The 16,669-nt window shown below is 39.6% G+C and carries 20 protein-coding genes; 12 read left to right on the top strand and 8 right to left on the bottom strand.

Going from position 1 to position 16,669, the window contains the following annotated elements:
• The first annotated feature begins 26 nt into the window (after nt 1–26).
• The 11 genes from ACKX14_RS14490 to ACKX14_RS14440 all read left to right on the top strand — a co-directional run bounded on the left by ACKX14_RS14490 (nt 27) and on the right by ACKX14_RS14440 (nt 8,266).
• Nucleotides 27–2,111, top strand: a complete 2,085-nt coding sequence (locus tag ACKX14_RS14490) for a glycyl radical protein (RefSeq protein WP_422448886.1) — start codon at nt 27–29, stop codon at nt 2,109–2,111.
• A gap of 15 nt (nt 2,112–2,126) precedes the next feature.
• The gene (locus tag ACKX14_RS14485) at nt 2,127–2,633 is read left to right on the top strand and encodes an RDD family protein (protein WP_422448884.1); all 507 of its coding nucleotides are present in this window, start codon (nt 2,127–2,129) and stop codon (nt 2,631–2,633) included.
• A gap of 317 nt (nt 2,634–2,950) precedes the next feature.
• Nucleotides 2,951–3,160, top strand: a complete 210-nt coding sequence (locus tag ACKX14_RS14480) for a sigma factor (protein WP_422448882.1) — start codon at nt 2,951–2,953, stop codon at nt 3,158–3,160.
• Entirely contained in the window at nt 3,144–3,377 is a 234-nt protein-coding gene (locus ACKX14_RS14475) for a sigma factor-like helix-turn-helix DNA-binding protein (protein ID WP_422448880.1), read from the top strand. The genes ACKX14_RS14480 and ACKX14_RS14475 overlap by 17 nt, the downstream gene beginning before the upstream one ends.
• A gap of 259 nt (nt 3,378–3,636) precedes the next feature.
• Nucleotides 3,637–4,629 carry a sugar-binding transcriptional regulator gene (locus ACKX14_RS14470; protein WP_422448878.1) on the top strand — a complete coding sequence of 331 codons (993 nt, stop codon included), beginning with the start codon at nt 3,637–3,639 and terminating at the stop codon, nt 4,627–4,629.
• Complete coding sequence (locus ACKX14_RS14465; RefSeq protein WP_422448876.1) at nt 4,617–4,778, top strand: hypothetical protein; 162 nt, start codon at nt 4,617–4,619, stop codon at nt 4,776–4,778. Before ACKX14_RS14470 ends, ACKX14_RS14465 begins: the two co-directional genes overlap by 13 nt.
• A gap of 90 nt (nt 4,779–4,868) precedes the next feature.
• Nucleotides 4,869–5,252 (top strand): transcriptional regulator GutM, encoded by a 384-nt coding sequence (locus tag ACKX14_RS14460; RefSeq protein ID WP_422448874.1) that lies wholly within the window; start codon nt 4,869–4,871, stop codon nt 5,250–5,252.
• Nucleotides 5,253–5,375: 123 nt separating this feature from the next.
• Nucleotides 5,376–5,921 (top strand): PTS glucitol/sorbitol transporter subunit IIC, encoded by a 546-nt coding sequence (gene srlA / locus ACKX14_RS14455; protein ID WP_422448872.1) that lies wholly within the window; start codon nt 5,376–5,378, stop codon nt 5,919–5,921.
• Nucleotides 5,922–5,940: 19 nt separating this feature from the next.
• A complete protein-coding gene (gene srlE / locus ACKX14_RS14450; RefSeq protein WP_422448870.1) occupies nt 5,941–6,960 on the top strand; it encodes a PTS glucitol/sorbitol transporter subunit IIB in 1,020 nt (339 codons plus the stop codon).
• A gap of 72 nt (nt 6,961–7,032) precedes the next feature.
• A complete protein-coding gene (locus tag ACKX14_RS14445; protein ID WP_422448868.1) occupies nt 7,033–7,410 on the top strand; it encodes a PTS glucitol/sorbitol transporter subunit IIA in 378 nt (125 codons plus the stop codon).
• A 34-nt stretch (nt 7,411–7,444) separates the two neighbouring features.
• Nucleotides 7,445–8,266 carry an SDR family oxidoreductase gene (locus ACKX14_RS14440; protein WP_422448888.1) on the top strand — a complete coding sequence of 274 codons (822 nt, stop codon included), beginning with the start codon at nt 7,445–7,447 and terminating at the stop codon, nt 8,264–8,266.
• Here ACKX14_RS14440 and ACKX14_RS14435 read toward each other — a convergent pair.
• On the bottom strand, nt 8,229–8,582 hold the full coding sequence (locus ACKX14_RS14435) for a hypothetical protein (protein WP_422448866.1): 354 nt from the start codon (nt 8,580–8,582) through the stop codon (nt 8,229–8,231). The two genes, ACKX14_RS14440 and ACKX14_RS14435, sit on opposite strands and share 38 nt — an antisense overlap.
• Nucleotides 8,583–9,030: 448 nt before the next feature.
• The gene (locus ACKX14_RS14430; protein ID WP_422448864.1) at nt 9,031–9,420 is read right to left on the bottom strand and encodes a helix-turn-helix domain-containing protein; all 390 of its coding nucleotides are present in this window, start codon (nt 9,418–9,420) and stop codon (nt 9,031–9,033) included.
• A 141-nt stretch (nt 9,421–9,561) separates the two neighbouring features.
• Here ACKX14_RS14430 and ACKX14_RS14425 point away from each other — a divergent pair, with 141 nt between their 5' ends.
• Nucleotides 9,562–9,735: an aspartyl-phosphate phosphatase Spo0E family protein gene (locus ACKX14_RS14425; protein ID WP_422448862.1), complete on the top strand. Its 174-nt coding sequence runs from the start codon at nt 9,562–9,564 to the stop codon at nt 9,733–9,735.
• Between the two features lie 185 nt (nt 9,736–9,920).
• Here the strand turns inward: ACKX14_RS14425 and ACKX14_RS14420 are convergent, their stop codons facing one another.
• The 6 genes from ACKX14_RS14420 to ACKX14_RS14395 form a co-directional block, all read right to left on the bottom strand.
• Entirely contained in the window at nt 9,921–10,610 is a 690-nt protein-coding gene (locus ACKX14_RS14420) for a DUF1638 domain-containing protein (protein WP_422448860.1), read from the bottom strand.
• Between the two features lie 87 nt (nt 10,611–10,697).
• Nucleotides 10,698–12,059 carry a uroporphyrinogen decarboxylase/cobalamine-independent methonine synthase family protein gene (locus tag ACKX14_RS14415; protein ID WP_422448858.1) on the bottom strand — a complete coding sequence of 454 codons (1,362 nt, stop codon included), beginning with the start codon at nt 12,057–12,059 and terminating at the stop codon, nt 10,698–10,700.
• A 1-nt stretch (nt 12,060) separates the two neighbouring features.
• A complete protein-coding gene (locus ACKX14_RS14410) occupies nt 12,061–12,699 on the bottom strand; it encodes a cobalamin B12-binding domain-containing protein (RefSeq protein WP_422448856.1) in 639 nt (212 codons plus the stop codon).
• Between the two features lie 469 nt (nt 12,700–13,168).
• Nucleotides 13,169–14,491, bottom strand: a complete 1,323-nt coding sequence (locus ACKX14_RS14405) for an MFS transporter (RefSeq protein ID WP_422448854.1) — start codon at nt 14,489–14,491, stop codon at nt 13,169–13,171.
• A gap of 78 nt (nt 14,492–14,569) precedes the next feature.
• Entirely contained in the window at nt 14,570–15,790 is a 1,221-nt protein-coding gene (locus ACKX14_RS14400) for a uroporphyrinogen decarboxylase family protein (protein WP_422448852.1), read from the bottom strand.
• 6 nt (nt 15,791–15,796) lie between these two features.
• A complete protein-coding gene (locus ACKX14_RS14395) occupies nt 15,797–16,423 on the bottom strand; it encodes a cobalamin B12-binding domain-containing protein (RefSeq protein ID WP_422448850.1) in 627 nt (208 codons plus the stop codon).
• Nucleotides 16,424–16,669: the final 246 nt, after the last annotated feature.

The raw sequence follows: 16,669 nt of genomic DNA, 5'->3' as shown, positions 1-16,669 counted from the left end.
GTTAGTTTTTATTTTTCAAGCCGTATTTGGTTAAATATGGATTGGGGAAAAGGGGGAGTTTTTACACTGGAATCAAGTATTGGAAAGGTAAAACTCTCTATGACCACTGTATGGCCTCTATGCCGGAAGAAGTGAAAATCGCCTCGACCATAAAAGCTATTCACGGCGATGGAAACATGACATCAGGAGACGGACATATAGTGGTGGATTACGAGAAGGTTTTAAAGATCGGATTAAAAGGTATTCTTAAAGAAGCGCAGGATTCCCTTTCTGCACTGGACCTTTCGGAAAACGATGCCTTGAGAAAGAAGGCTTTCTTAGAATCCGTAATTATAAGTATAAAAAGCGCTATAAAATTTGCTCATAGATTCTCCGAACTGGCAAAGGAATTAGCAAAAAAGGAACAGAATCCTGCACGAGTACATGAATTAGAACAGATAGCCAGGAATTGTGAACGTGTACCAGAATATCCTGCATCAAGTTTTTACGAAGCAGTGCAATCCATATGGTTTATCCATCTTATTCAACAGATAGAAAGCAACGGTCACTCTGTTTCCCTGGGGAGACTGGACCAGTATTTATATCCATATTATGAACATGATATTAAAAACAATATTATCACTCGAGAATTTGCCAGGGAACTTCTGGAGTGTCTGTGGATTAAACTTTTTTCAATCATTAAAATAAGACCCACATCCCATGCTGGTTATGGTGCTGGATACCCCACATATCAAAATGTAACTATCGGCGGCCAAACAAAAGAAGGTAAGGATGCTACCAATGATCTGTCGTATCTTATTCTTGAATCTATCACAGGAACCAGATTAACTCAACCAAACCTTTCTGTAAGACTTCATGCCAATACTCCTGAAAAATTTTTGCAAAAATGCATAGAAGTGCTCAAAATGGGTTTTGGAATGCCGGCTTTTAAAAACGATGAGGTCATAATCCCATCCTTGTTGAATCGAGGAGTATCCCATGACGATGCTTATAATTATTCCATGGTGGGCTGCATAGAAGTGGCTGTGCCGGGCAAATGGGGATACCGCTGTACTGGTATGAGCTTTTTGAACATGATAAAAGTACTGGAAATGACTGTATACGGCGGCAAAGATCCGAGAACAGGATACTGGCTCCTTCGAACCAAGTCATTGACTGAAGTACAATCGTTTGAGGAGTTCTGGCAGCAGTGGGAAAAACAGATGCAGTATTATACAAAGCTATCTATAATCCTGGACCATGTGGCTGACATAAATTTGGAAAAACTGGTACCTGACATATTTACATCTGCACTGGTAAATGATTGTATAAAACGTGGCAAAACTGTAAAAGAAGGTGGAGCCGTATACGATATGGTGAGCGGCCTGCAGGTCGGAATAGCCAACGTAGCGAATTCAATGGCTGCTATTAAGAAATTGGTATTCGAAGAAAAAACAATCGCAGCTGATAAATTGATAAAGGCAATGGAAGAAAATTTCGAATCTGAAGAAGGATTGGAGATCCGTAAAAAACTCCTGGCTGCGCCCAAGTACGGCAATGATGACGATTATGTAGATGATCTGGCTGTAAAAGCTTTTAATACTTATGTTAAAGAAATAGTGAAATATAAGAATACTAGATTCGGCAGGGGGCCCATAGGAGGTATTTATTATCCCGGCACATCGGCTATATCATCCAATGTACCTATGGGAGCAGTAGTAGGAGCCACCCCGGATGGAAGAAAAGCATGGATGCCTGCGGCCGAAGGGGCATCTCCAGCGCAGGGTACCGATAAAAAGGGCCCCACAGCTGTATTAAAATCCGTTTCAAAGTTACCCACCATTCTTATAACCGGGGGTAACCTATTGAATCAGAAATTTTCTCCGGAACTGCTGGAGGGCAAAGAAAGACTAAAGCGGTTTGCAGAGCTGCTTAGGACTTTTGTGGCATTAAAGCTGTGGCATATCCAGTTCAATATAGTTTCATCAGAGGTATTGAGAGCAGCTCAGAGAGAACCTGAAAAATATAGGGATTTAATAGTCAGAGTGGCCGGATATTGTGCTCAGTTTGTCACTCTTGATCCCACCACGCAGGAAGACATCATTTCACGGACCGAGCAAAAGGCAGTATAAAAAAGATGAAAATGATTGATATTGGAATATTTAGGGGGCAGTGGTATGTATACCTCTGCCCTTATTATAGAAATTGCTAAAATAAATGAATATTATGTTCGGCGACAGAAAAAAGGTGTTTCTGGAGGAGGTGCCAATGAATTGAAAGCTTTTGAACCTGCAGGTTTCTGGCTTAGATTTTCCGCATTTATAGTGGACGGTATCATACTTTCAGTGCCCATGTACATTATAAAATCTGCATTTCCCCAAATAGCGCCATTTTTAAATCTTATAATATGCGCGTTGTATTTTATAGTTTTTATTTCTATGGCCGGTAAAACGCCGGGCAAGATGTTTTTCGGGCTTAAAATCGTAAGATCGGATTTAAAGCCGGTAGGCTGGAAAGAAAGTATATTGCGATTTATTTGTACAATTCTATCTCAGATACTCTTTTTTGGCGGTTATATAATCATGTTATGGGATAAGAATAGACAAACTTTACACGATAAAATAGCCGGCACTTATGTAATAATTGATAAATAAAAAAGCAAAGCACCATCCAATTTATAAGTCAGGGTAAATAAAAGCAATAAAATGTTTATGACTTGGCTATTGGAAATTATAAAAACTGATGGTATATCATATTTTTAATCCTTACCTTAATCCTTGACCCTACCCGTTCAGACCAACTTTTTTGACACAAATTAATGATGTATTTGGGAAATAATAGGAAAAATAATACTAATTTAGAGAAAAACTTTGTTCCCTCCCATAAAATCCCATGATTATTTTATGCGGATTAGCAGAAAGGGAAAGGTTTTTTTGAATTGACAAAAGCTTTCCTTAAAACTACATGAGGCTTGAACTGCATCTTAAGGGGGGTATGCACCATTAAGAATGATGTCTGTGCTTTATGGAAAGAATTAAGCTCAGACCTGAAAACTTTTATCTGCAAAAAAGTTGGGAATGAGCAGGATGCGGAAGATATATTGCAGGATGTATTTTTAAAAATATTAACTAATATGGACCGGATAAAGGACAACGACAGGATATATGCGCCTTCCGGATAAATATAAGCAGGCGGTTATCCTGACGGAGTTGGGCGGTTTGACTCAAAAAGAATTGGCCCAAAAACTCGGCATGTCACTATCAGGGGCTAAGTCGAGAGTTCAGCGCGGGAAAACCATGTTAAAAGAAAAGTTTTTTGAGTGTTGTAAATTTCAATTTGATGCATATGAGAATATTATTGAATACCAGCATAAAGAAAACAGCTGCAAATATTGCTGAATCACATAAGTAGTTTGCGTCCTTTCTAAAAAATCTCCGTCTATAAAAGTGAAGCTAATTTTTATGGATGGAGGTTTTTATTATTATGGGGTGTTGTGAAACTCAGGCAAATAACAGTTGTTGCAATGCAATTTGCGGATGTGGAGAGCAAAATAAAAAAATTTTTATTTTAAGCAGGAATTTCATGATTAATATCGAATTATATACCATGTAAAACACATATGTTATATATAAATCACAAATGTGACGGGGTAATACAATGCTTAATTGGAGCGAGACAAGAGTATTAGTTAAAGTTGCTCGAATGTATTATCTTGAAAATATGAACCAATTGGAAATAGCAAATAAATTGAATTTACACAGAACTACTATAAGCAAACTTTTGAAAAAAGCAAGAGAAGAAGGCATTGTAAATATCACTATAAGCAATGAATATAACGAATGTGTTGAATTAGAAAATGAACTCGAAAAAATATTTGACCTTAAAGAAGTATGTGTAGTGCCTTCTGCTTACAGTCAAACAGAAATAATGGCAAAAAAAAAGTTGGGTATTGCAGCAGCGGAACTTATTAAAAGAATTGTTAGAGAAGGTCTTGTCATAGGCTGTGCGTGGGGCACCACTATGGCGGCTATCGCAAATGCACTGGTGGAAGCAGATTGTAAGGCTGTTCCTGTTACCGTAATTCCACTTGTTGGTGGACCCGGAAATCTGGAAAGCGAATATCATGTAAATACTATCTGTTCAAAGATTGCCACAGCTTTTAAAGCGCAAGCTATTTACTTATATGCACCGGCCGTAACTGCTGATAAAAAAATTAAAGATACATTAATACAGGATAAAAATATAAAAAAAATAGTTGAATTATGGGATAAAGTCGATGTGGCCGTAGTCGGGATAGGGGCGCCTTTAAAGTCTTCCAACTTAATATGGTCAGGATATTTTGGAACTGACGACATAGAATATTTAAAGGAAAAAAACGCGGTGGGAGATATATGTTCTAGATTTTACGATATAAGAGGCAACATTATAAAATCTTATTTAGATGACAGGACAATATCTATAGAATTGGAAAAATTAAGAAACGTAAAGTTTTCCGTAGGCGTAGCGGAGTCTGCAGAAAAAGCATCATCTATACTTGGGGCTTTACGTGGAAGGTTTATTAATGTTTTAATTACAAATGAAACGACTGCGCGCCTTATATTGGAATTGAACGAAGATAAGTCAGGGGAGGGTGATCAGTGGATAATGTGATTCAACTGACGCCGGGCCATAAAATATATAATTTGTTTAACTATGATAAAGTTATTGTTAAGGGCAAAAAAGATACGTTTATCATTAGAATAGAAAAAATAAACAACGATGAAAAAAGTGATGTTGAGAAAAAGTACCCCATAAATTAAAATCGATTTGTATTCTAACCTCAGTTTTTCGAGCCATGGGCTGAATTATTTCAGCCCTTTTTATATTCCTAATAAAAGAGAGGGATTTTATTGATTTATTATATTATTGCACTACTTGGAATTTCCTGGGTTTTCCAAAGCTTATTAACATATCGACAAGTAAAACATTTTAACGAGCGTTTTCATACGTTAAGAAAATTAGGCAAAGTTATAATCGGAAAAAGCCGGGGCGGCGTATTCGCCGGAGTGGTTTTGCTTTTGGCTATAGATGATAAATGTAATGTTATTAGAGCTGAACGAATGATGGGGATTTCGGTATTTGCAAGAATGAAAGACCTCAAAGAATTGGAAAATGAAAATTTACTCCAATTTGATAGAAACAAATTTAAATGTTTCGATAAGTTAACCCAAAAAGCTTTGGAAAACGCTATATGTAATTTAAAAAATAGTTTGGGTATGAATACTGCCTTATAATGGCAAAACTATTACTTTGTGCCATAAAAATCTGCTGAAAATTATGGAGGTGAGATAATTATGACAAGATTTAAATGATACAAAAACAGTAAAATAAAGCTAAAAATTTAGGGAGGATTGTTTATGGAAATTTTAACCAATGCTGCGAAGACGTTCATCGGTTTGTTTCAAGAAGGTGGAAAAGTATTTGTAAACATGCTTTCAGGAATTGTACCTACTTTAATTATGCTGCTAGTAGCTATGAATGCCTTGATAAGGTTAATCGGCCAGAACAGGGTAGAAAAGATCATAAAAGCATGCACAGGTAATATCTTTCTAAGGTATCTTGTATTACCGGTAGTGGGAACATTCTTTTTCTGCAATCCGATGACATTGTCATTAGGAAAATTCTTGCCAGAGAAATATAAACCGAGTTATTATGCTGCTGCATCATTCTCGTGTCATACATTGAACGGTCTGTTTCCGCATGTAAATCCAGGAGAACTCTTTGTATTTCTCGGAATCGCTAATGGTATTCAACAATTGGGCCTGCCCACGGCGGACCTGGCGCTGAGATATTTTTTGGTAGGGGTGGTAACCAACTTTTTTAGAGGTTGGGTTACCGATTTTACCACTTCTTATGTTGAGAAGCAACAAAATATAAAATTAAAAACAACTTTAAGTATATAGTCGCCATGGAGGTGTCAAAATGCCTGAGTATAAACCTGTAATAGTAAAGAGTGGTTCAGGTGGTTATGGAGGGCCTCTGGTAATAAATCCGGATGAAAAACGGAATAAGGTCGTTTATATAACTGGCGGCTCGACACCATCGGTGGCAGTAAAAATTGCAGAGCTATCCGGAGCCGAATTGATAGATGGTTTTAAGAAAAAAGTACCTGATGACGAAATCGCGTGTGTGGTGATAGATTGTGGCGGAACATTAAGATGCGGTATTTACCCTCAAAAAAGAATACCTACGGTTAACTTAACACCGGCGGGTCCGAGCGGGCCGCTGTCCCAGTATATTAAGCCTGACATTTATGTCTCGGGTGTTACTGAAAAAGATATAGAATTATACGACGGAGTAATGGATAATTCAAATACAGTAATTGAAAATAAAGTCACGGAGAATAAGAAACAGCCTGCTGCCGGCCGGAAATACGATACTTCCAGAAAAATAAGCGAACAAGTTAATCAGGGCAATTTATTAGTAAAAATAGGTAGAGGCATGGGCTCTTTTGTAGGAGTCCTTTATCAAGCAGGCCGTGACGCCATCGATACAGTTTTAAAAACAATCCTGCCGTTTATGGCGTTTGTGTGCATGTTGATAGGTATAATTCTAAAGTCCGGAATAGGTAATGCATTTGCCAAATTCCTCACACCCTTTGCAGGATCAATAACAGGTCTATTATTAATTTCAACGATTTGTTCATTCCCGTTATTATCGCCTTTTTTAGGCCCCGGTGCTGTAATCGCTCAGGTTATAGGAGTTTTAGTAGGTGTTGAAATAGGAAAAGGGAATATTCCACCTCAAATGGCTTTGCCTGCATTATTTGCTATTAACTCTCAGGCTGCTTGTGATTTCATTCCCGTAGGGTTGGGGCTTGCAGAAGCCGAACCGGAAACAGTGGAAGTGGGAGTTCCTTCGGTTCTTTATTCAAGGTTCATCACCGGGCCTACAACAGTATTTATTGCATGGTTGGCAAGTTTCGGACTTTACAGTAAATAAGATAGATCTGAAATGTCCTTGGCCTCAATGGGCCAAGGACATTTCAGACGAAAGTAATATGGGAGGTTAAAAATGGAAACAATTTATGAAACAGAAGTCACTGAAAAAGGTTCAAATATGGATGAATTAAGGTCTGAAAAAATAATTATACTCTTTAAAGATGACGCGCCCGAGGAATTGAGAAATTATTGCGTACTCCACAATAAAAATATGCTTAAAGAAGAAATAAAAACAGGATATACGCTGGAGATTAATGATAAGTCATACAAAATAACCGCCGTCGGAGAACTGGTAAATAAAAACCTGGCTGAACTCGGGCATATAAGTATATGTTTTACGGGGAAAGAAATTGCCGAGCTTCCCGGAAGCTTATATGTAGAAGGTAATGAACTCCCTGAAATAAAAAAAGGGGATGTCATAAGAATAAAAAAGGATGTAGACAAAAAATAACAAAGAATAACTAAGTGTAGGAGTGGCTTAAATGATGGAAAAATCGTGGCTTAATTTGGAAGATAAAGTTGCTATAATTACAGGAGGGGCTTCCGGAATCGGAAAAGCTATAGCGGTTGCTTTTGCGGAAAATGGTTGTAACGTGGTAATAGCTGATATAAACCCAAAAGCAGATGATGTTGTAACTCAGTTGCCGGGGGGTACAAATAAGCATCTATACGTACCTACTGATATTCGATTTAAAGACAGCGTAGAGGCTTTAGTGAAAAAAACCATGGAGGCTTACAATAAAATTGACATTTTGGTAAATAATGCCGGTATAAATTTACCCAGACTCTTGATTGATCCCGTAAACCCAAAAGGCGATTATGAATTGAATGAAAGAGATTTTCAAATGATGGTTGACATAAATCAGAAAGGGGCGTTTTTATGTGCCCAAGCTGTTGCCAGAGAAATGGTAATAAGAAAAAAAGGTGTAATAATTAATGTAAGTTCCGAAAGCGGATTGGAAGGGTCTGCCGGCCAGAGCTGCTATGCTGGAACAAAAGCTGCGCTGTACGCTTTTACAAGATCTTGGGCCAAGGAACTGGGCAAATACGGGATAAGGGTAGTTGGTATCGCACCCGGCATTGTCGAGAAGACTGGTCTAAGGTCTCATGAATATGAAAAGGCACTGGCTTATACGAGAGGTCTAAAAACAGAACAGCTTGAAGATGATTACCAAAATTCGATTCCTTTGGGCAGAGTTGCAAATCTAGAAGAAATAGCAAATCTTGTCTGTTTCCTGGCTTCAGATAGAGCAAGCTATATTCACGGCGTTACCTATAATATCTCTGGAGGAAAATCGAGAGGATAAAGAACATCATTATTTGTAACTTGGAAAAGATTACGGTGCGGTTTCCGGCAATTCTCCTTGGGCGCCTGTTTTTGGCCTCTCGCTGCGGTCGCAGCACGTTAAGTTCTTCGCTGAGCCGGTAGGCTTTCTTTTTTTGTTTATAACCAGGGCGTATTTTCTGTGAATCTTTTAGACCGGCTGGCCTTATAACTTTTGATAACTGGATCATGACCGCCGCCATGGCCGGGTTAGGTCTTGATCTATCCTTCAATGCAATGACGAAGATTGGCACCCGCGCTCTCATCCTAGGCGCTGTTTCTTCGACATTTATTTCCATCCTCAGTGCTGCTGTTATCGGAATCCTTTTAAGCTAACCCCGGTGGGAATCCTTTTCTGTTCATTGGAGTGCTGAAAAAATTTTGACGAAAAAACTATGAGACAATTGCATAATTAAGATTTTTTTGCGGGCATTTTTGTTAGGCGTCTTAATCTTAAAAGGAATCCTTTCGTGCTTGCGTTTGAGTAACGAGCCATCTTTTTTCTCCCTCCGGTAGTATTTTGTTTGCTATCTTTATTTTACCAGAGAGGGGAGGTGGCTCTTATTGTTTTAATTTATAATTGAGGTAAGTTCTCAATTGATTAGCATTAAAATTATGTAAAATTTATCAGACTTTTACACCAGAAATTACATAAAAGCAGGTTTTATGTGAAGAAACCCTCATAAAAAGATACATCTGCAGGGGCTGTTGCACCACTGCATATTTTTATTAACGGTGGCGGCTGGCTTACATTTTGCCCATATAAGGAAGGATGGTTTTTATAAGTTTTTTGACCAGCTCCAGTTCTTTCGGCGAGCATCTGTCGAGTAATTCATCCATTTCTGTGTCTTTACCGCCGCCGGCGGTATCATAAGTTTTGCAGGCATCACATACATAATAGGCATTATGAGCGGTTTTCCCGAAAATAAGGTAATCCAAAGATACATGCAGACAAACGGCCATCTTAACCAAAACAGGCAGGCTCATCTGCCGCTCTCCCCGTTCCAGCTGCCCGACATAGTAGTCCGAGAGTCCCAGGATTTCTGCAAACTCTTCCCGCGAAAGTCCGAGCTTTTCTCTTTCTCTCCGGATTCTCTTCCCGATTGCCTTGTTGTCTATATCCACGTTTTTCTTCACTTTTCGTTCACTCCCTGCTTCTAACTTTATCTAACTTTAGACCCTATCTGAATTTGCTGTGTGCATATATGAATTATTTGCAAAAAGCCAATATTTAATGTAAAATTATGTCTGTGGTTATTTTTACAGGGAGTGAATGGAGTGAACAACAAAAGAGATAAAATAGAAATAGCAAGAAATATCCTAAATAATGCGGCGTATATGAACATGAGCAAGGAAGTTCTCCTGAAAATAAGTCAAAAAATCGATAAATATATTATTGAATATTTTCGAAAAGGTGGGGAGGGTGGCCTGAGTCAGGGAGAAGATGTATAATGAATAGAAATATGGGAAAATGAATCAGAAAATGATGGGCGTTGCGGTAGAAATGAATGGCTTAAAAATTGACATGGGATGACGGAAGAAGGCAGGTGAAAACCAACAGAGGAGTTGTGCTGTCGAAATACCGGCGGTGTACCTGAGCCGGTATCAAAGTTGTGTTTTCGTTACTTTGTTCAATACTAAAAGAAATTCGACTTTTGGTGTGTTTGTTCGCTGTAGTGATATCCCAGGTGCGAAATATCCACCTCTTGTCCTTTTTTTACAAAACAAAAATCGTCATCGTAAGGGCCGGTCAGCAGCTTTTTCAAAAGCCATATACCGCCCTTTTCTACAATTAGGTCCAAGTCGGTAATTTCGGCAATTTTCCGCGCTTTTTCAATATAATCCGCCACCCTATAAGCACCTGTGTCTATAATCATTAATTGATTGTAATGCTTTAACATAACACGGAATATTCGTTTAGCCCTATTTTCCCCATAACGCTTCAGAGCATTCGAATACTCCATCATTAAGCTTTTGGGGCTTTCTATCCAGCCTTTGGTTAAAAAATAAGTGGCCTTCATTCGTTGAAATTCCTCTCCCGGCTTACTCAAGACCATGGAAATGCAGTCGTCGGTTTTGGGAAAAATAAGATTTGCGGTGGAAGCCGTCAGACCTATTACGGCGTTGCCGCAGAATCCGTACGCCAGCAATATGTTATCAATGTCTGCCAAACCGTCGATTTCCTGCTGGAGCTTTAATTTTAGCCTGTTGGGGTCCGAATGGTAATCCGAATCCACCCAGATGACCGGATATTTACGGCATGTTTCATTAATTGCAAGATTCAATTCATCCATCAGTGTTTGGCAGGCGATAATAATATTTTTCATCAGTTTTCACTCCTCTAAAATTATCGTTATTTAACTAAAAACAATATTATAAAAAACATAACATTCCACTTCTTACATTATTAATTCTTATAACAAAAGGTATATCAAGTATTGGAAAATTGTTTCTTCAAGACTTTGTATTTTTTGAGCCCCGAAATCGGATACATCGGGATTCAATGCCTTATACTCTTCCCAGGTCTTATAGTATTTGCTTTCCAGCTTCCTGGAAGGCTCAGCTTTGTAATCTTCTTTCCTGAATGCCATGCCGGCGGTCTCGCCCGGATTGTTGTATACGCCATAATCTCTTACAGTTTCCGCAACAGCGCACAGGTTTTCTAATTTAAAATCGCTAAACAATAGTGGACTCTTATCAAAGCCAAATATATACTTACCGCCAGGAGCAAGGATATCAATATACTTCTTGGCTTCAGCTACACACTCTTCTTTGGTTTTGGTCTTCAAATTCATAATCGGGTACATACCTATGATTATATGCTTCTTGCCCAGTTTTTCTTTTATAAGTTTTGGGTCGCCGTATTCAAACATTATTCTTGTATCCGTGGGGAGATCCTGGAGATAGTCAAGGTATCTGGTCCAATCGTGTTCACAGAATATGAAGCTGTGAATCCCCATGGATGCGTATTCGTCCAGCATCCTCTTAAAGCTCGGCCAGTAAAGTTCGGCAAAATCCTTCTCCCTCATGAATGTGGGCATGTGCAGTGGAAGAAATACCTGGCTGTAATTTGTGATTTTTGCCGGTAGACCTTTTTTAAAGACGATCGGATACAAGGCATCGCACGCTTCTTTTACTTTCTCCGGTATTCGTCTTATATCCATACTTATTCCCTTAAAGCTCCTCAACTGGTCGGCCAGGAAGTCAAAAGGCGCTTCCGTAAAACCACCGCCGAACAATCCCTCAGGATAATAGCCATATTTTTCTACCATCTTTCCTATTATCATTTTGGCCTGCATAAAGTCGCTATTGAATGCTAAAATGCTTTTTGCAAAACTGATTGCGCTATTTATCGGATCATCCAATTTTAGTGCTTTATACTGCCTCGGGATTATCTTCTCGAGAATACAGTCATAGGGTTTTTCGATGAGATAGTCATAGTCTTCAGGAAGCATTCCAACTACCTCAGGATGCTGTATGAACCCATTAGAGGCCATCACAAAGGACTGGGATTTTAGGAGTTGATAGAAGGAAGGATATCTAAAAGAGCCTCTAAATAAACAGGTATCTGAGTATACTGTCTGACATATCTTGTCAACGGCTTCTTCCACAATTGCAGGATTCCACTGGGCTTCTACTATATTAATACCGCCAAACTGGGCTATGACCTCAAAAGGAAGACTTATGTTGACCGGGACTCTCTTGGGGATTTTGTTATCGTAGACATCGTGATATATGCTTATTCTCTCCTGTTGTAACGCCTTTGCATCCGTCATGTTATTTCACCCACTCCTGACAGATTTTTACACCTTCCGCAGCATTGTTCGTAAATGCGTCCGCTCCCACATACTCGCATACCTCTCTTGTTACGGGATTGCCTCCGATTATTATTTTTACTCCTTCTCTTAGTCCCGCAACCTTAAGCCCCTCTATCGTGTTTTTCATGGACTCAATGGCCAGGGTCAATACTCCGCTCATCCCGACTATGTTCGGTTTTATTTGTTTTACTTTTTCTACAAAGTGGTTCACCGGCTGATCGATTCCCAAATCGTACACCTCAAACCCGGCAGCCTCGGCCATGCTTCTGAATATGTTTTTGCCGATGTCATGCAGATCACCCTGCACTGTCCCCAGTACTATGCTCCCTATTTTTTTGCTATTCGCCCTACCTATTACCGGTTTCAGTATTTCTATTGATTCTGTGAGTAGCAGCCCTGCAAAAATCAAATCGCCCACAAAATATTCACCCGATTCAAACCTAACTCCTACAATTTTCATGCCTTCCTGACAGGCGGCAATAGCTTTCTGACCTTCTTCTTCCCCGGGATGGGACGCAACGAAATCCTTCAAGATTTTCAGCACCTGTTCTTCGTCAAGATCGCCCACCGCCTGAGTAAGACGTGTCCAATCTATCACTTTAAAACCCCCTTGTAAAATAAAAAATGCGATAGATTTTATTTTATGTAAGGCACCGATGCGGCCATTTCATCGATGCCCGAATTTATATCAACCGTAATTTTTCACCGCTTCAATGAAGGCACTTATATTTTCTGGAGAGGTTTTGCGAGCGGGGCTGCTACAACGGTGGAGCAGTAACAAAGCTCATTCGGGTTTTACCGGTTTCGTTACTAACTCAGGGGCATATCTCCCGTAACGCATGTATGGTCTGATTCATGGCGTCGTTCAAAGAATATAATTGATTTATACATAAGTATTATAAGGACTTATAACCCCAGAAAATGTTATATATCTGTTTTGAAACACATATCCCTATCCGACGTAATTATCGCGCTCTTATGATTTATATATATTATTATTCTGTTTTTTATCATTTGTGTTTTTTGATAATTATACAATCTATAATATAATAATACATGAAAAATAGCTATTTTGCTATCGATGCATTTGCCATGATTTTCTGTTTTTCTGCAAGCTTCAGCCCTAAAAGTGCAAAGGCCGTACCGCACAGGCGAATAATTACTGCTAATACCAGAGCCCAGTAATATCCTCCAGTTACATCTTTAATATATGCACCTACAAAAGGTCCAAAGGCTATTCCCAGACCAACTGAAAAGGAGTTTAATGTACTCATGACTTTGCCTAGATGCCTTCTTCCGAAAACATAAGGCACTATTGCATAGTGAATCACAGGCTCGCCGCCAAATCCGAAATACAGCAAAAATCCAATAAAGAAAATAAGAATAATCGAGTGGTATCCGAAATAGAAAGCACCCATTAATATTGCAGGGAAAAAGTATGTCATCCAGAGAGTTTTCCAAGGTCCACCTAATTTATCTGTAATTACGCCCCATCCAAATCGTCCTGCGAGACCTGCAATTGCAGTAATTGTTAGATACAATGGTACTATCGATACGAGAACTTGCTCCCTGGTCATGGTTTTACTTAACCCTTCAATTATTATCAATGAAGCATTTTGTACAAAGAACATATTTGAAAAGGCCGCAGAAATAAAGCATATGTAGAGAAGCCAAAACCTTTTATCTCTTACTGCCTCCTGAAGGGTATAATCCCGTGCCAGTTGAATGGATTTTGTACTTGGAGACTTAGATTTAGGCTGCATTCCGGCAGGAGCCCAATCATGAGGGGGTGTTTTCCAAAAGGGAATAGCTAATGTAAATAAAAATACCACTGCAATAACTGCAAAAAATAGGAATATGTTCCCCGAGAATCCGTGAGATTTTATATAAAGTGCCATCAAAGATGAATATATAATTGTTCCTGAGCCGGTACCGGCTACCGCAAGTCCTGTAGCAGTTCCTAACTTATCAGGAAACCATTTGGCTACTGTTGCTGTATATGTCCCGGAATAAAATCCCAACCCCAATCCTACCAAAAAGCTTCCCAAATACCAGATGTACATTGCCGCTGACCAGTCACTCATTGTTAGCATCTTGATTATTAAGCTGTGACCTGTTACAATAGATATCGCTGACATTATAAAAGGGATTTTAGGGCCATATTTATCCAAAATAGTCCCTGTTATAGGTGGTCCAACAACCATCGATCCCAATCCGCTGAAGGTTGACGCCAAAACTATAGAAGCCGTTGTTTCCAGGCCAAAATGCGCCTGAATATGAGGGTATAACATGGTCCAAAGGCCTGTTACAAAGAGAGCCGCACCTATTATAAATGCGGAGATGGGATAAAACCATCTTTTTTCTTCACCTATTCCCTTTTCCAACCACATGATGCTTTTCCTCCATTCTAAGCTAAATAAAGTTGGGCACCGATACAAACAGCCCCTATCGGTGCCCATTATCATAAGTTAACCATATTTCTCTACTGCTTCAATGAGGGCACTGATGTTTTCCAGAGGCGTGTCAGCAGGAGCAGTCCCTATAGTTGGAGATAGCATAAAGCCTCCTCCAGGTTTCACCTGTTCTAACAAATTCTTGACATACTCATCAATCTTCGCTGGAGTGCCTCCTACTATTAAGCTTATTGGTATGCCACCTACAACGCATGTATGCCCCTGTAAAACCTTCTTTGCCTTAATAACATCTGTCTTCTCGAAGTATGCTACACCCCATCCTTTAGGTAATTCCAGAATAGTTTCCAAATGAGCTTCATGATGGCCTTCAAAGAATACCCAGGATTTTACGCCCTCTTTTCCAAGCCTGAGAATAACTTCTTTTAAGGTAGGCCAATAAAATTCATTATATAGCTTCGGTGACAAATACTCATTTAAATGCAGCGGAATCATTACTAAATTGATTCCCAACTTTTTATATGATAGCCCATAGTTAACAATAGGCTCCACAAGCGCTTCAGTAGCTTTCTTAACCTTGTCGGGATACCTGCGGATATCCAACACTACATTCTCGATTCCCCTTAAAAAGTCACCAATAATATCAAGAGGCGCATAAGCTCCTCCCATCCTAATGGATGGATAACCTAGCTCAGCAGATATCATGCCAAGTTGACGGCCAGCAGATGCAAATCTGTTGTACTCAATTCCGAGCCTTACCCAGGTAATCATGGCCTGGCGGGGAGTCGCCAGATTATTACATGCCCTGGGGAGGACCGTTTCTGCAACAAACTTTACAGGATCCTCGATCAATTGATCGTACTCATCGGGTTCCATATAAGTGCCGCCGACAAACTGAGGAGTGGCATTCTCGTTGGTTTCTCTGCCCGGATACCTGTAATATTTGTCACCTAATACATCATGCATCGGCCCTGTGACAAATGTAGTACTCGGAGCTATATGTTCAGACTCGGCAAATGCTATACTAAACGCACGACCATCAAGGCCTGGAATTGAAGCAGAAGGCCAATCAAAAGGAAAGTCTTTAAGGAATTTTTCAATGGCCTTTATAGCCTTATCGTAATCATAACAGAATTCATGCTGGGTAATCCCCGCATAGGCAGGTATTATATCCCCGCCTACTCCACGCAGTGGTACTCTGTCGGGTTCTTGAAGATTTATAGCAGCCTCTATGCGCGCAAGGCGTTCCTGGGCAAGTTCCTTCGCACTTTTCGTCATCTGTTATCACACCTCCACTCCCATTAATTCTTTGCACAGCCTTACTCCTTTTGCTGCATCGTCAGCCCAGGCATCGGCTCCCGTGAGCTGTTTTACTTCTTCGTCAACTCTTCCGCCGCCTATAATTATCTTTGTATCGGTAATCCCGGCTTTCTTCAGAGCTTCTACGGTCCTTTTCATGGAGCTTATCCCGGCGGTTATTAAACAGGACATACCTACTATGTCGGGTTTATTTGCTTTTACTGCTTCAACAAATTTTTCTTCCGGTACATCAACACCTATGTCTACTACTTCAAAACCCGCCGCTTCTGCAAATGCCTTGAATATATCCTTTCCTATGTTATGGATGTCATCCTTTACGGTGCCAAGGACGATTTTACCCAGTTTCTTAGAATCTCCTTTAATCAGGGGCAGGGTAAATTTCATGATGCTTCCGAATATTTCGCCTCCAAGTATGAGTTCCGAAAGGAAGTATTCCCCTTTTTCAAATTTTTCCCCTATTACTCCCATGGCGTTTCTACATACTTCGAGCAGCTTTTGTGGATCCCCCCCTCCGTCCAGATACTCCCTGGCCATTTTTATCGATCCTTCTTCATCCATATCGACTATCTTGTTGAAAAGTTCTTCCTGCACTTGGCTTTCCCCCTTTGATATTTTTAATTTTTTTGTTATACAGAAATCTATATTGTGTGCTTTCACCCCCTATAACTTTGGCTAGAGCTGTATATACATGTTCTATGACAAATATATTCCGCAATATCAGAATTGTCAAGTGTTTTTAAATATATTTACCTGTATAGAAATTTAGTTAATAAGCGCTTGGTTTAAACCCACGGGCTTTCAGCCCGTAGATCCTTTCAGGACTTGCAGATACTTCAG

The sequence above is a fragment of the Thermorhabdus hydrogeniformans genome (genome assembly GCF_049310025.1).
Classification (GTDB): Bacteria; Bacillota; Thermosediminibacteria; order Thermosediminibacterales; family Tepidanaerobacteraceae; genus JBJYKD01.
This window is presented reverse-complemented; position numbering and strand designations above follow the sequence as displayed.